Origin of the sequence: Streptomyces lateritius (genome assembly GCF_014649715.1) — a bacterium.
In the GTDB taxonomy this organism is placed as follows: Bacteria; Actinomycetota; Actinomycetes; order Streptomycetales; family Streptomycetaceae; genus Streptomyces; species Streptomyces lateritius.
The window spans coordinates 20,187-35,041 of the sequence record NZ_BMTO01000006.1 but is presented as its reverse complement, the minus strand read 5'-3'; the positions used below and the strand labels follow the sequence as shown (position 1 = coordinate 35,041).

Here is a 14,855-nt window from a genome sequence, read left to right as displayed (position 1 = left end):
CGGCGCACCCGGCCCGCCCGCCTGCCCGGCCCGTCCGCCCACCGCCTGCCCGGTCCGCCCGTCGGCGGGCCGGGCAGGCGGCCATGCCGTCGGCGGCTCCCGCTATGCCGCCAGCAGCTCCCGCAGTGAGCGCTTCATCGCGGCCACGAACGCCTCCCGCTCCGCCTCGCCCACCAGATCGAGCGAGAGGTACGGATTGAGGTCCTCCAGCTCCACGAGCAGCAGCTCCCCGTCCGGTGCCCGGCAGGCGTCGACGCGCTGGATGCCGTACGGGAGGGCGTTCCAGTCCACGAACCGCTGGGCGAAGTCCAGGTCCGCCGCCGTGGGTTCGTACGGCGTGAGCACCCAGCGCGCCTCGGGGTCCGGCGCGTACAGGGCGTACTGGAAGTCGCGCCCGACGAAGTAGAAGGACACCTCGTACGCGAACGGGACGCGGGGCTGTACGAGCATGCCGGCGGGGTCCACGTCCCCGAGCCGCGCCCGCTCCACGAACCGCAGGCCGACCGAGTCGGCGCCGAGAAGCGGCTTCACGACGTACGCGTCGGCCTCCGGCAGCAGGGCGAACTCCTCCCGCCGCCCGGCCGTGGGAATGACCGGAAATCCCTCCCTCGACAGGTGGAGCAGATAGCTCTTCCCAGCCATGTCCCCCTTGCCGGACAGGGAGTTGAAGACCCGTATGCCCTTGTCGCGGGCGGCGGCACGGAACGCGTCGTACGCCTCCTGGTAGTGGAGGACGGGCCCGCTGTTGCGCACCACGACGGCGTCGAAGCGGTCCATCAGCGCCGCGGCGTCCAGGGGGTGGCAGAGCGCCAGGCCGAACTCCTCGCGCAGCCGGCCGCTCAGCCAGATGTCCTCGTCGCAGTAGCGGCGCCCGCGCGCCCGGTAGCCGAGGTCGGTGACGTACAGAAGGGTGCCCATGCCGGTATCCAACCAGGCGCCGCCACCCCCCGAATCGGCCGCATAACGGACTCCGTTCGTCGCCCTCCGGACAACTCATGGTCAAATTCTTGTTGCAGACCTGTCAAAAAGGCCGGATCGCTGGCACTCTCACTGCCGCGTCACCCCCCACAGCACCAGCGAAGGAGCCCGCGTGACCCGCCTGCAGTCCTCGCACCACCGCCCCTCGGCGCGCACCACCGTCCGTGCCGCCGCCCTGCTCGCCTCGGCCGCCATGGTCGTCGTCGGCCTCCAGGGCGGAACCGCCGGCGCCGCCACCGAACGCGAGGCCGGCGCCACCGCGCTCGTGCTCTCCGCCGGCGAGCGCGCCGCCGCGATCAAGGGCGCCCAGGCCGAAGCCGCCACCACGGCCAGGGCGATCGGCCTGTCGGGCCAGGAGAAGCTGGTCGTCCGGGACGTCGTCAAGGACGCCGACGGCACCGTCCACACGCGCTACGAGCGCACCTACGAGGGTCTCCCCGTCCTCGGCGGCGACCTCGTCGTGCACCTGAAGAAGAACGGCGCCCGCTCCACCACCAAGGCGACCGGCGCCCGGATATCCGTGCCCGGCACGGCCGCCGCCGTCTCCGGCGACGCGGCGAAGAAGTCCGCGGTCGCCTCCGCCGAGGCGAAGAACGCCACCGCGTCCAGTGCCCGCAAGGTGATCTGGGCCGCGACCGGGAAGTCCACCCTCGCCTGGGAGACCGTGGTCACCGGCGTCCAGGCCGACGGCACCCCGAGTGAGCGCCACGTCGTCACCGACGCGGCCACCGGCAAGGAGCTGTACGCCTACGAGGCCATCGAGACCGGCTCCGGCCACAGCCAGTACGCCGGTGGTGTCACCCTCGGCACCGCCCCCTCCTACACGCTGACCGACACCGCCCGCGGCGGCCACAAGACGTACGACCTGAACGGCGCCACCAGCGGCACCGGCACGCTCTTCACCGACGCCGACGACGTCTGGGGCGACGGCACCCCCGCCAACCGTCAGACCGCGGCCGTCGACGCCCACTACGGCGCGGCCCTCACCTGGGACTTCTACAAGAACGAGCTGGGCCGCAACGGCATCCGCGGCGACGGCGTCGCCGCCTACTCCCGCGTCCACTACGGCAACGCGTACGTCAACGCCTTCTGGTCCGACCAGTGCTTCTGCATGACGTACGGCGACGGCGCGGGCAACGCCAAGCCGCTCACCTCGATCGACGTGGCCGGCCACGAGATGACCCACGGTCTGACCTCCGCCACGGCCGGCCTGCGCTACAGCCGCGAGTCCGGAGGCCTCAACGAGGCCACCTCCGACATCCTCGGCACCTCGGTCGAGTTCTTCGCGAACAACGCCTCGGACGCCGGGGACTACCTCATCGGCGAGAAGATCGACATCCGCGGCAACGGCACCCCGCTGCGCTACATGGACAAGCCGAGCCGGGACGGCAACTCCGCCGACTACTGGTCGCGGAACGTCGGGCGCCTCGACGTCCACTACTCCTCCGGCCCGGCGAACCACTTCTTCTACCTGCTCTCCGAGGGCAGCGGCGCCAAGACCCTCAACGGCGTCGCCTACGACTCGCCGACGTACGACGGCTCCACCGTCACCGGGATCGGCCGCGTCAAGGCGTACAAGATCTGGTACAAGGCGCTGTCCACCTACATGACCTCGTCCACGGACTACGCCGGCGCGCGCACGGCCACCCTCCAGGCGGCCGGCGACCTGTACGGCGCGGGGAGCGCCGAGCAGGCCGCCGTCGCCTCGGCGTGGAACGCGATCAACGTGAAGTAGCCACTCGGGCGCAGCCCGCCTGGGGCCGTGCGGCATCCCCGCCGCGCGGCCCTTCGCCGTACCCCCGGCCGCACCCCCTCTCGACGGTCTCCTCAGACCGTGGACCGGGAGACCAGCGAGTCCCACATCGCCATCGCGTAGTCCACCGTCGAGGACAGCCGGTCCGGGGACACGCCGTCACGCGACTCGATCGACATGCCGTGCAGGATGGTCGCGTAGAAGGCGGCGACGCTCCGGACGTCCGTGCCGGGTGGCAACTCGCCCTCGTCGAGCGCCCGTTCGAGCCGCTCCTCCAGTTCCGCCACCGTGGACCTGCGCCACCAGGACAGATGCTCGGCGACCGGCCGGTTCTGGGTGCCGCAGTTCGTCGCCGCCAGCACGATCATGCAGCCGCTCGGCGTCCCGGGGTCGGTGAAGGTGTCGATGTTGCCGCGCAGCATCGCCTCGACCGCCGCACGTGCCGTCGGCGCCTCCCGCAGCGCCCGGCTCGTCGCCGAGCCGGTCGTGTCGTTGTAGAACGCGACCGCCTCGCGGAACAACTGCTCCTTGGAGCCGAAGGTGTTGTAGAGGCTCGCGGAGTTGATGCCCATCGCTCCGGTCAGGTCGGTCAGCCTGGTGCCTTCGTAGCCCAGCTCCCAGAACGTCTCCATCGCACGCCGCAGCGCCGTCGTGCGGTCGAACGCGCGCGGTCTCCCCCGTTCGGACATGACATCTCCTCAGACTTTCCTTGACCGTGAGCAGTAGGGGCTGTTAAGTACTTCTGGATCGTCCAGCCCAAAAATAGTTTAACGCGAAACGCGAATGGAGCGACATGCCTCAGCTTGATGGCAAGGTGGCACTGGTGACAGGGGGAAGCCGCGGGATCGGAGCCGCGATCGCCCTCCGGCTGGCCCAGGAGGGAGCGGACGTCGCGCTGACCTACGTCAGTGCCGCCGACAAGGCGCAGGAAGTCGTCAAGTCCATCGAGGCCTTAGGGCGCAAGGGGCTGGCCCTCCAGGCCGACAGCGCCGACCCGACAGCGGTCGTCGAGTCGGTCGAGCGGGCGGCGGGCGAGTTCGGCCGCATCGACATCCTGGTCAACAACGCCGGCATCTTCCCCTACGGCCCCATAGGGGACGTGACGCTGGAGGAGATCGACCGGACGCTCGCGATCCACGTGCGCGCCGTCTTCCTCTCCACCCAGGCCGCCCTGCGGCACATGGGTGAGGGCGGCCGGATCATCAGCATCGGCAGCTGCTGGGCCAACCGTGTGCCCGTGCCCGACGTGACGCTCTACGCCATGAGCAAGTCGGCCCTCATCGGCTTCACCAAGGGCCTCGCCCACGACGTGGCGCCGCAGGGCATCACCGCCAACATCGTCGACCCCGGCCCGACGGTCACCGACATGAACCCCGACGGCACGGAGGAGGCCGAGGAGGAGCGTCAGCGGACCGCGGCCAAGAAGCTCGGCGCGGGCGCGGACACCGCCGGAGCCGTGGCCTTCCTCGCGGGCCCGGACGCCCAGTGGATCACCGGGACGTCACTGGCGGTCGACGGTGGCTACGTCGCCTGACCAGGCCGGTGCGGCGAGCGACACGAGAGCGAAGGCGGGCGCGATGGCATGGGCGATCCTGACGCTGGCCGGTCTCCTGGAGATCGTATGGGCCCTGGCGCTCAAGGAGTCGAACGGCTTCACCAGGCTGTGGCCGAGCGTCATCGGCATCTTCTTCTCCGCCCTCAGCTTCGTGCTGCTCACCTTCGCGCTGCGTGACGTGCCGGTCGGCACGGGCTACGCGGTCTGGGTCGGCATCGGGGCGGCGGGTGTGGTCGTCGCGGGCCTCGTCACCGGCGAGACCGCGTCGGCCGCCCGGATCGCCTGCATCGTGGCGATCATCGGCGGAGTCGTCGGGCTGCGGCTCCTGGAGGCATGACGGGGCCGTGACAGAAGCCGTGAGTGGAGCCGGGACAGGTGCCATGACAGGACACTGAGCCCGGCGCGCGCGAGACCGCATCCAGGTCCTCCTCCTGCGGTGGAGGACCTGGATGCGCACGCATGCCGGGAGGGAGAAGGAAAGACCGCTTCGCACGGGGGAGTCTCACCCACCATCGGAATCCCGCCAGCCGACAGGCTCCCCCGCCGTTCCACGTTCGAATCCGCTTTACTTCATGCTGACTCGACCTCTTGGGCTCTACGTTACGGGGGGATGAAATGCGCTCCGCCACGCCCGTGTTACTGGGTAGGGAGACCACACTCTACGAGATACGCCGAGCCGTCGAACGCACGTCGTCCGGGAAGGGGAACTGTCTCGTTCTCGAGGGTTCCGCGGGTGTGGGAAAAAGCGAATCGTTACGGGCGGCCGTGGAGAGCGCGAGGAACGCCGGTTTCTCCGTGACCGCCGGCAGAGCGGCGCAATTGGACCGGAGGGTGCCGTTCAGCACGCTGCGCCGGCTTCTGCGCGACACGGTTCCGCCCCGGTTCCTCACCCCGCTCACGGGTCGTCAGGACTACGACCCCCTGGCCCCCGTCGACGTCATCGCCGACTTCCTCCGGCGCACCACCCGCTCCCAGCCCCTGCTCGTGGCGCTTGACGACGCCCACCTCGTCGACGACCTCACCGCGGCGGCGCTGCGCGGGCTGATCGGCGCCTCGCGATCCGTACCGGTCCTGTGGCTGCTGACCCGCGTGCCGGTACGCGTCCGGGACAACGCACAGGACACCATCGACTCGCTCGTCCGGGAAGGGGCCGTACGCCATGAACTGGGAACCCTGTCGCAGGACGCCGTCGCCCGGCTCACCGCTCATGTCCTCGGCGCCCGGCCCGACGACCATGTGCTGGCCCTCGCGGCGCGCAGCGGCGGCAACCCCTACCTGCTCAAGGAACTCCTGGCCACCTCCCTGAGCGACGGCCGCATCCGCGTCGAGGGACGTGACCCGATCGCCGTCCTCGTGGACGACGAACCGGCCCCCTGCTTCCTGCGGGCCGTCGACCACCATCTGCGCGACCTCTCCTGCGAGAGCCGCCGGGTGCTGGACGCCGTGGCCGTGCTCGGACCGAGCTTCTCCGTCCACGAGGCGGCCGGGCTGCTCGGCCGCAACCCGGTCGAACTCCTGCCGGTCATCGGTGAGCTGATCGCCGCCTCCGTCCTGGTGGGGGAGGGGCCGACGATCACCTTCCGGCATCCTCTGGTCCGTCAGGCGCTCTACGTCCGTCTCGCGGAACCCGTACGCACGGCTCTGCACCGGGAGGCGGCGGCCGCCGTCTGGCGCGAGGGGCGGTCGGCCTCCGAGTTCGTCGACCACCTGATCCTCAGCCAGAAGCGGGCGGCGGCGGCCGGAGCCGCCGACCCGGCGGCGCTGCGGGCCTCACACAGCGTGGCCGGCCTGTCCGGGCCGGCTCCGCAGGCCGCCCAGCTCCCGCTCCCGCCCGCCGCCGCCTCCGACCGGGTGGACCGGGCGGACCGTGCCGAGCGGGCCGGACGGGCAGACCTGGACGCCTGGTCCACCTGGTCCGCGTGGGCCGAGGAGCGGGCGGAGCCCATCCACCCCGAGCTGATGGCCGACGCCGTCCACCTGATGGGCACCACCGGCCTCCGCGACCCGGACGGCTGGCGCACCCACGCCGGAGGGCTCGCCCCGACGGGCGGGGCGCCCCAGGCCGGCGCCCAGCCCGTCGGCGTCGCCGCGGAGGCACCGCACGCGAGCCGGTACGCCGACCTCGTCTACCGTACGACCGTGCGCTACTCCGCCGCCCGGGCGCAGGGCCGCCACGGACAGGTCGTCGCGCACGCCCGCGAGGCCCTGCGCGTCGCCTATGACCACGGGCACGGCGCCGACACCGGCCACCACCGGCTCTGGCTCGCCGTCGCGCTCACCGCCTCCGACCAGTTCGACCAGGCGGAGGCGATCCTGGCCGAGGAGTGCGACCCCTCCGACCACGCGGCCCTGCGCTGGGTCCTGCCGATGTGGCACTACCACCGGGCCGAGCTCAAACTCGCCGCGGGCCAGCTCGACGAGGCGGACGCGGAGGCCGCGACGGCCGTACGCATCGCCGAACGGCTCGCCGTGCCCTCGCTCGGTGTGGGCCCGCTCGCCCTGCGCACCCGGGTGGCGATCCACCGCAACGAACTGTCCCTGGCCCGGCGGCACGTGGGCATCGCCGACCCGCTCGCGGCGAGCGCCACCGGAGCCGCCCTCGAGGACCTGGCGTGGGTCACCGCCCTGCTGCAGTGCGCGACCGAGGACCAGGACACCGCGGTCGACACGCTCTCCCACGTGTACTCGGGACTGCCCAGGCGGCCCCTGCTGCTGACCAAGGAGCCGCACGCGGGTGCCTGCCTGGTCCGTACCGCGCTGCGCATCGGGGACTCCGACCGGGCCGTCGCCGTCGCCGAGGCCGCCCGCCTCGTCGCGACCCGCAACCCCACGGTGACCTCCGCCGTCGCCGCCGCGGCCCACGCCGAGGGCGTACTCCGCAACGACGTGGGCCGGCTGCGTACCGCCGTGACGCACTACCGCTCCGGCCCCCGGCCGCTCGCGCTCGCCGCCGCGACCGAGGACCTCGCCATGGCGGAGGAGCACCACGGCGGACGGAGCGCCGCGGTGGTGCTCCTGAACGAGGCGCTCGGGCAGTACACGACGCACGGTGCCCGCGGCGACGCCCTGCGGGTGCGCAAGACGCTGCGCTCGCTCGGCCTGCGTCCCAAGCCGCGGATACGGGACCGGGCGGCGGACCGGGACCGCGCGGCGGACCGGGCGAGGGTCCGGGACCGCGTTCCCGACCCGGTCGGCGGACCGCGGGCGCGCTGGGACCAGCTGACGCCGTCCGAGCTGCGCGTCGTACGGCTCGTGGCCGAGGGACTGACCAACCGGGAGGTGGCCGAGAAGCTGTTCCTGTCCCGGCACACGGTGGACAGCCATCTGCGGCACAGCTTCACCAAGCTGGGTGTGACGAGCCGCGTCGAGCTGACCCGCCAGGTCCTGACCCACGAGGCGCTGCCCCTCGACGAGACGGTCTGACGGCCGCCCCTCCCGTACGGCGGAATGTCATCCCGCACACCCGGGACCTTTCCGCCGTACGGGAGTTCACGAGAACACGTGATGCCTCGCCCCACGGCCCGCGAACAGACTGGGGCCCGTCGAAAGCCCGTTGGCCCACAGGCCCGTGGAGAGGCATCTCATGACGAACGCGATCGGTCCCAACTTCCTCACCCTTCAGGTACGTGACGTCGAGCGGTCCCGCCGCTTCTACACCGAGGTCGTCGGCTTCAAGGAGACCGATTCCAAGGTCCCCACCGCCGCCGTCCTCGACACCGCGCCCATCAAGCTGGCGCTGCGCCAGGCCACCATCGACCTCGACGCCGTACCCGAGCTCGGCTGGGGCGTCGTGCTCTGGATCAAGGCGGAGGACCCCGACGGTCTCGCCAAGATCGTGGCCGAGCAGGGCGTGACCATCACCAAGCCGCCGTGCGACGGCTTCTGCGGCCGTGAGTTCCAGTTCAAGGACCCCGACGGGTACGAGCTGACCGTCTACGAGGGCTGATCCGATCCGAGCGGTCCCCGAAGCGGAAAGGAACGCATGCGCGACAACACGGGTGTCATCAGCATGGGTCTCGCGCCGGCCGCACGGATGCCACTGCGCGCCAGACTCCGGCTCCTGGCCGACCCCGCCCTCGGGGTCGGCAGTTTCCTCGACCACGCCCGCGCCGTCAGCCCCGCTCCCTCGGCACCGTTCCTGCTCGCGCAGCGCGCGGGCGGGCCCGGTGCCGGGGGCGGCGGCGCGGCGGGTGACCCGGGTGACGTGGGAGAGGAGGGCGAGGAGGAGATCGAGCGGCTCAGCCTCGACCGGCTCACCGAGATACGGGACGCCTACGCCTCCTGGTACCACAAGGCGGGCGTCAAGAAGGGCGACCCCGTCGGCGTCTACGCCGGCGAGGGCGTCGACGCCTTCCTGCACTTCCTGGCGCTCAGCTCCCTGGGCGCCATCGCCGCGCTGGTCAACGGCCGGATGCGGCCGGAGGTCGCGGCCGACTACCTGGGCCGGGTCGGCGTGATCGGGGTGGTCGCCACGGCCGACGGGCTCGAACGGCTGCGGGCCTCCGGCGCCCTGCCGAAGAACCTGGCGTTCGAGAAGGAGCTGGACGCGTTCCCGCGCCGGCGGCCCGCCCGGCCCTCGCTGCCGGGCGTCTTCCCGTACCGGCACGGCGACGACGACCTGGTCATGCTCTGCCACACCTCCGGCACGACCGGACCGCCGAAGGCCGTCACCTTCGGGCACCGGCAGTTCTTCCTCGGCAAGCGTCACCGGCTGCTCAGCTTCCCCGACGCGGCGAGCAACCGGCTGCTGACCGCCCTGCCGCAGACCCACTCCGCGGGCATCAGCTATCTGATGACCGCGACCCTGCTCGGCCTGCCCACGCTGGTCATGGCCGACAGCTCGGGGGAGGCCGTGCACGACGCGGCCCGCTGGTTCCGGCCCACGATCGTGGTGGCGTTCCCCCAGACCTGGGCGGAACTGGCCACGCTCGACCTGTCGCCCTCGGCCGTCGGCGACGTCCACACCTGGATCAACACCGGCGACTCCGCACACGAGGCGCACATCAAGGAGCTGATCCGGCACGGCCGGCGACCGGGCCGGCTGGCCGCCGTCGCCGGGCCGGGCGGGCTCGGCTCCGGCCTCGGCTCCCGGCTCGGCTCCGGCCTCGGCTCCCGGCTCGGTTCTCGGGCCGGCGACCGTCCCGGCTCGCGGTTCGTCGACGGCCTCGGCTCCTCCGAGATGGGGATGGCGCTGTTCCGCAAGGTCAGCGAGCCGGAGAAGCAGGACTACGACCGCTGCGTCGGCAAACCCGTGCGCGTCGTCGAACGGGCGGTCGTCCTCGACGACGACGGCCGGATCCTCGGCCCCGGCCGGCCGGGCCGGCTCGGGGTGAAGACCCCCACCAGGACGGCCGGGTACTGGGGGAACACCGAACTCACCCAGAAGTCCTCGGTCTCCGGCTACTGGCTCACCGGCGACATCGTCTACCAGGACCGTGACGGACGGTTCTTCCACGTGGACCGGGTGCCCGACGTCATCCACACCGTCCGAGGACCGGTCTACAGCCTCCCCATGGAAGAGGCCGTCATGATCGGCTGCCCCGAGGTGGCCGACTGCGCGGTCGTCGCCGTCAACGCCCCCGAGCCGGGCGGGAAACAGGCCCCGTTCGCCACCGTCCGGCTCCGCCCGGGCGCGAGCGCCCCTGACGACCTGCTGGAGCGGCTCAACTCGGCGCTGCGCGCGAAGGGGCTGACCGCCCTCAGCGGCGCCGTGCTCGCCACCGAACCGGAGCACTTCCCGACCGGAGCCACGGGCAAGGTGCTCAAGCGCAGCCTGCGAGAGCACTTCGCCGACGTCCTGATCCGACCCAAGCAGGTCGCGGAGGAGAACAGGCCATGACTGCACCCCAACAGCCCGGCGGCCCCCTACAGCCCGGTACGCATGCCCCCGGCACACCAGGGCTCGGTACGCACGTCCCCGGTACGCGGCTGCCCGGTTCCGAGCTGCCCGGTGACGTGCCGGCGCCGGTCCGGATGTACGAGATGCTCTACAGCTCCCTGGTCAGCCAACTCCTCGTCGCCGTCGCCGAGCTGGGCATCGCCGACGCCATCGGCGACGAGGTCCGGCACATCGACGAGATCGCCGAGCGGACCGAGACCGACCCCGGGGCGCTCTACCGGGGCCTGCGGGCGCTCGCGAGCGTCGGCGTCTTCACCGAGGTCGAGCCGAGGACCTTCGGCCTCACCCCGCTGGCGGCGACGCTCCGCAGCGACGTACCCGGCTCCATGCGTGACCTGGCGCGGTACGTCGGGATGCCCGAGCGGCAGCGGTCCTTCGGGTCGCTCGCGCACAGCCTGCGGACGGGCAAGCCGTCCTTCGACGAGGTGCACGGCACCGACTGGTGGACGTACTTCGCCGCCCATCCGGAGCTCGCGGCCGTCTTCAACAGCGCCATGAGCAGCATGTCGGTGATGGTCAACTCCGGTGTCCTGGACGTCTACGACCTCTCCGACGTCCGCCGCCTCGTCGACGTCGGCGCTGGCCGGGGCCGGCTCGTGGGCGCCCTGCTGCAGCGGTACCCGCTGATGACCGCGGTCGCCTACGACCTGCCCCGTGTGGTCCCGGAGGCCGAGGCCGTCCTCGCCGAGCTGGGCGTCTCGGACCGGGCCGAGTGCGTCGGGGGCGACTTCCTGACCTCCGTCCCGGAGGGCGGGGACACGTACGTCGTGTCCTGGACCATCCACGACTGGGACGACGGCGACGCCGTCGCCATGCTGCGCAACATCCGTCGCGCGATGGGCCACTCGGGGCAGCTGATCGTCATCGACGAGGTCATCCCGGAGGGCGACACCCCGCACTTCGGCAAGTTCGAGGACATCGTGATGCTGTCGCTGCTCACCGGCCACCTGCGGACCGAGTCGGAGTTCGTCGACCTCTTCGACAAGGCCGGCTTCCGGCTCAAGGAGATCCGTCCCACCCGGTCGTCCACGAGCGTCATCGTGGCCGTCCCGGCCTAACGGAACGGTACGACGGTGGCCCGCCGCGGACTTCCCGCGGCGGGCCACCTTCGTACTCCCGAACACCTGGAACATCCAGGCCTACTTCTCCAGGCAGAACTCCTCGATCGGGTAGCCCACGTGCCGGTCGGCGGTCGGCAGGTAGCCGAGGACCACGTCGCCCGGCTTCAGCTCGGTGCTGTTGTGCACCACGCCGCCGGGGCCGAGGACCCGTACGTGCCAGTCGTCCTGCAGGATCAGGTTGACCGTCGTCCCGTCGGGCGCGACCGCGTCCACCGACAGCAGCGGCCGGCTCTCGATCTTCACCCTGCCCACCGCCACCAGCCGGGTCTGACCCTTCACGTCCACCGCCAGCACCTTGCTGCCGGCCTTCAGCTCGCTGAGGTAGTGCGTCCGCGAGTTCTGGGAGAGCGTGTACGAGTGGATGGCGCCGGCGTTCACCCGGAACGGCCGCGTCGGCATGTACGGCAGCGGGTGTGTCTCGCTGACACACAGGATCATGCCCTTGGAGTGCGAGCCGACCAGGATGCCCTCGTCCTGACGGAAGTGCGTGACGGTGTCGACGCACGCCCGCTCACCCATGCCTATGTGGGTGCTGCCGGTGACGGTCAGCTCCACCATCTCCAGGTCGGGCGTCCGGGAGACGGCCGCCGCCTTCAGACCGGTCGCGTCGCCGACCCGCGCCGGGGCCAGCATCACGCCGTCCGAACCCAGCTCCAGGACACCGAAGATGATCTCGGCCTCCTCGACGTCCTGCGCGATCGTGATGAGACTGCCGGTGCCCTTCGCCGCCTTGCCGGCCGCGATGACGATCTCCAGCGGGATCTTCGTCGGGTCGCGGAACCACAGCACGCTCCACTTCTCGGTGGCGGCCGAACGGCACGCCACCTCCAGCGTCTCGGCGTCCACGATCTCCACGTACCGGCCGAACTCGACCTCGGGGTGGCGGGCGGCCAGCACCGCCGGGTCGCCGTGCTCGGCCGGGTTCACGACGACCACGTCGGCCTCGCCGAAGTTCTCGGGAAGCGCCGCGCCGCGCGGGAAGAGCACCTTCTTCACCGTGGGCGGCAGGCCGGCCAGGTCCTCGACGGAGGACGCGACCACGCCGTCGATCCGCTGGTGCACCGCCTCTTCCAGGATCGCGGGGGTCAGTTCGTTCTTGGTGCGCAGATCGAGCCAGCAGAGCTTCATGTTCCTCTTCCTCTGGGGTCTGGACTGTTCCTCAGGTCTCGCTGTTCTCAGGCGGGATTGACGGTGAGCAGTGCGGAACCGGCGCTCACGCCGCGCGGGGCGTGCACGAGGTCCGCGACCCGGCGGGCGCGCTTGCCCGGCTCGGAGGACTGGAAGATGTTGCGGCCCATGGCCAGGCCCGTGGCCCCCGCGTCGAGGACGCCGGCCACGTGGTCCAGGAGCTCGTCGGTGGTGGCCGCGGGCTGCCCGCCGGCGACCAGGACCGGCACCGGGCAGGCCCGTACCACCTCGGCGAGGCCGGACATCGTGCGTGGGCAGGGCACCTTGACCAGGTCCGCCCCGAGATCGGCGGCGAGTGTGGCCACATGCTTGACCAGGACGGTGTCCCGGGGGTCGGCGATCTCGGGGCCGCGCGGGTACATCATCGCGAGCAGCGGCACGTTCCACCGGTCGCAGGCGTCGGCGACGGTGGCCATGTCGGCGATCTGCCGGGCCTCGCCGGCCGAGCCCACGTTGACGTGGACGCTGACCGCGTCCGCCCCGAGCCGCAGCGCGCTCTCCACATCGCTGACGAGGTACTTGGCGTCCGGGTCCGGGGCGTGCACGGTGCTCACGCTCAGGTGCACGATCAGCGAGGTCCTGGTGAACGGCTCGGGGTCCAGCTGGCGCAGCGTCCCCTTGTGCAGCACCACTCCGTCCACCCCGTTGTCCGCCAACTGCGCGACCAGCCGGTTCAGTTCGTCGGCGGGGGCGATGGGACCGTCGGTGACGGAGTGGTCGAGGGGCACGACCAGCAGACGGTCCGGCGCGTGCCGGAAGAGCTTGCGGGTGCGTAATCGCGCCCCGAACGATCGATTCTGCGTCATGCGGCTTCTCCTTCTGTCACACCGCTGCGGGCACGGGGTTCCTGCCGCAGGGCTGCTGTCACACCGCGGCCATGGAGGGGGTGTCGAGGTCGTCGCGGCCGAGGCCGAATTCCTGGTGGAGCGCCGTGACCGCCTCCAGGACGCGGTCCAGCGGAATGATCACGGAGACCCGCAGATGGGTCGAGGAGACCCAGCTCGGCGTCACGCCCATCCGGGAGAGCAGCGCCAGCATCCGGGCCGTGTAGTCCGGCCGGTTGAGCAGCCCCACCCCGACCAGCGACACCTTGCCGACCTTCTCGTCCACGTCCGTTTCGCAGCCGAGGCCGGCCGCGATCCGGCTCAGCGCCTCGCGGGCCGGAGCCAGTCGGCTGCCGTGCAGGGCGAAGCCCATCCGGAAGCCGTGGTCGTCCGGCGCCCCCCAGGAGAGGAGGTCGACGGGGACCGAAGCCCGCGCCAGTTCGGTCAGGACGTCGGCGGCCAGTCCGTCCCGTGGCCGGCGCGAGCGGGTGAGGGCCATCACGATGTCGGTGTCATGGGTGACGGCGGTGATCGATCCCTGTGATTCGAGCACGTCGATGCTCCGTCCGAGGATGGTGGTTCCGGGTTCCGTCGTGAACGAGCCGCGGACCACGACGTCGATGGAGTGCGAGGCGGCCAGTTCCACCGCGCGCGAGTGCATCACCTGGGCGCCGGCGAAGGCCATCTCCGCCATCACCCCGGCGTCGATCGTGGACAGCACCCGCGCCTCGGGCACCACCCGGGGATCGGCGGTGTAGATCCCCTTGACGTCGGTGTAGATCTCGCAGCTCGCCGCCGAGAGCGCGGTCGCGAGGGCCACCGCCGTGGTGTCCGAACCGCCCCGGCCGAGGGTGATCACGTCACCTTCCGCGTCACTGCCCTGGAAGCCCGAGACCACGACGACCTGCCCGCGCCGCAGATGGGCGAGGATCCGTGCCGGGTCGATCTCGGCGATCATCCCGGCGCCATGGTTGCCCGAGACCCGGATCCCGGCCTGGGGGCCGGTCAGGGAGACCGCCGGCGCCCCCTGGTCGTGCAGCGCCAGGGCCAGCAGCGCCGCGGACGCGTTCTCACCGGTGGCCAGGAGCTGGTCCGTCTCCCGCGCCGAAGGAGCCGCGTTCAGCTCCAGCGCCGCCGCGAGCAGCTCGTCGGTGCTGTCCCCGCGGGCGGAGACCACGACCACCGTCGGGCGGCCCGTACGGTGGAAGCGGGCGACCATCTCCGCGACCTGACGAATTCTTCCGGGAGTCGACAGCGAACTCCCGCCGAACTTCTTCACCGCTACTGACATGCGTCGTCCTCGCACCGGCTGATCGGGGCAGATGGCGTTGCGCGATCTCCTTTCTACACAGCGCCCGCCGATTCCGGATCCCGGATCCACGTGATGTGGGAGCGGCTCATTTCGGAGCCCGTGCAATCCCGCATCGGCGTGATGCGGGAATCCGGGCCGGAAACCTAGGCTCCCGTCATGGCGAATGACAGGAGCGAAGCGGCGCACCGCATTCCGGCCGGAACGACGGCCCCCGAATGACGGCCC

Annotated in this window: 12 protein-coding genes; 7 read left to right on the top strand and 5 right to left on the bottom strand. The window is 71.6% G+C overall.

The window, feature by feature from the left end; translation table 11 throughout:
- Positions 1-102: 102 nt before the first annotated feature.
- On the bottom strand, positions 103-918 hold the full coding sequence (locus IE136_RS13320) for an ATP-grasp domain-containing protein (protein ID WP_158990403.1): 816 nt from the start codon (positions 916-918) through the stop codon (positions 103-105).
- Between the two features lie 253 nt (positions 919-1,171).
- Here IE136_RS13320 and IE136_RS13315 point away from each other — a divergent pair, with 253 nt between their 5' ends.
- Entirely contained in the window at positions 1,172-2,713 is a 1,542-nt protein-coding gene (locus IE136_RS13315; protein ID WP_189600586.1) for a M4 family metallopeptidase, read from the top strand.
- Between the two features lie 92 nt (positions 2,714-2,805).
- On the opposite strand, the gene IE136_RS13310 is transcribed toward IE136_RS13315, so the two are convergent.
- Complete coding sequence (locus tag IE136_RS13310) at positions 2,806-3,420, bottom strand: TetR/AcrR family transcriptional regulator (protein WP_189600446.1); 615 nt, start codon at positions 3,418-3,420, stop codon at positions 2,806-2,808.
- A 104-nt stretch (positions 3,421-3,524) separates the two neighbouring features.
- Here IE136_RS13310 and IE136_RS13305 point away from each other — a divergent pair, with 104 nt between their 5' ends.
- The 6 genes from IE136_RS13305 to IE136_RS13280 all read left to right on the top strand — a co-directional run bounded on the left by IE136_RS13305 (position 3,525) and on the right by IE136_RS13280 (position 11,243).
- Positions 3,525-4,265, top strand: a complete 741-nt coding sequence (locus tag IE136_RS13305) for an SDR family NAD(P)-dependent oxidoreductase (RefSeq protein ID WP_158990407.1) — start codon at positions 3,525-3,527, stop codon at positions 4,263-4,265.
- Between the two features lie 43 nt (positions 4,266-4,308).
- Positions 4,309-4,623 carry a DMT family transporter gene (locus IE136_RS13300; protein ID WP_158990409.1) on the top strand — a complete coding sequence of 105 codons (315 nt, stop codon included), beginning with the start codon at positions 4,309-4,311 and terminating at the stop codon, positions 4,621-4,623.
- Between the two features lie 278 nt (positions 4,624-4,901).
- The gene (locus IE136_RS13295) at positions 4,902-7,709 is read left to right on the top strand and encodes a helix-turn-helix transcriptional regulator (RefSeq protein WP_229818826.1); all 2,808 of its coding nucleotides are present in this window, start codon (positions 4,902-4,904) and stop codon (positions 7,707-7,709) included.
- 160 nt (positions 7,710-7,869) lie between these two features.
- Positions 7,870-8,232: a VOC family protein gene (locus IE136_RS13290; RefSeq protein ID WP_158990413.1), complete on the top strand. Its 363-nt coding sequence runs from the start codon at positions 7,870-7,872 to the stop codon at positions 8,230-8,232.
- Between the two features lie 36 nt (positions 8,233-8,268).
- Positions 8,269-10,125, top strand: coding sequence for a class I adenylate-forming enzyme family protein (locus IE136_RS13285; protein ID WP_189600445.1), 1,857 nt, complete (start codon positions 8,269-8,271; stop codon positions 10,123-10,125).
- Positions 10,122-11,243: a methyltransferase gene (locus IE136_RS13280; RefSeq protein ID WP_189600444.1), complete on the top strand. Its 1,122-nt coding sequence runs from the start codon at positions 10,122-10,124 to the stop codon at positions 11,241-11,243. The genes IE136_RS13285 and IE136_RS13280 overlap by 4 nt, the downstream gene beginning before the upstream one ends.
- Positions 11,244-11,324: 81 nt before the next feature.
- Here IE136_RS13280 and IE136_RS13275 read toward each other — a convergent pair whose 3' ends face one another.
- The 3 genes from IE136_RS13275 to IE136_RS13265 are packed head-to-tail and all read right to left on the bottom strand — an operon-like array spanning position 11,325 to position 14,609.
- Positions 11,325-12,434: a 3-dehydroquinate synthase II gene (locus tag IE136_RS13275; RefSeq protein ID WP_189600443.1), complete on the bottom strand. Its 1,110-nt coding sequence runs from the start codon at positions 12,432-12,434 to the stop codon at positions 11,325-11,327.
- Between the two features lie 47 nt (positions 12,435-12,481).
- Positions 12,482-13,300, bottom strand: a complete 819-nt coding sequence (locus IE136_RS13270) for a 2-amino-3,7-dideoxy-D-threo-hept-6-ulosonate synthase (RefSeq protein WP_158990421.1) — start codon at positions 13,298-13,300, stop codon at positions 12,482-12,484.
- Between the two features lie 58 nt (positions 13,301-13,358).
- Positions 13,359-14,609: an aspartate kinase gene (locus tag IE136_RS13265; RefSeq protein WP_158990423.1), complete on the bottom strand. Its 1,251-nt coding sequence runs from the start codon at positions 14,607-14,609 to the stop codon at positions 13,359-13,361.
- Between the last annotated feature and the right edge of the window lie 246 nt (positions 14,610-14,855).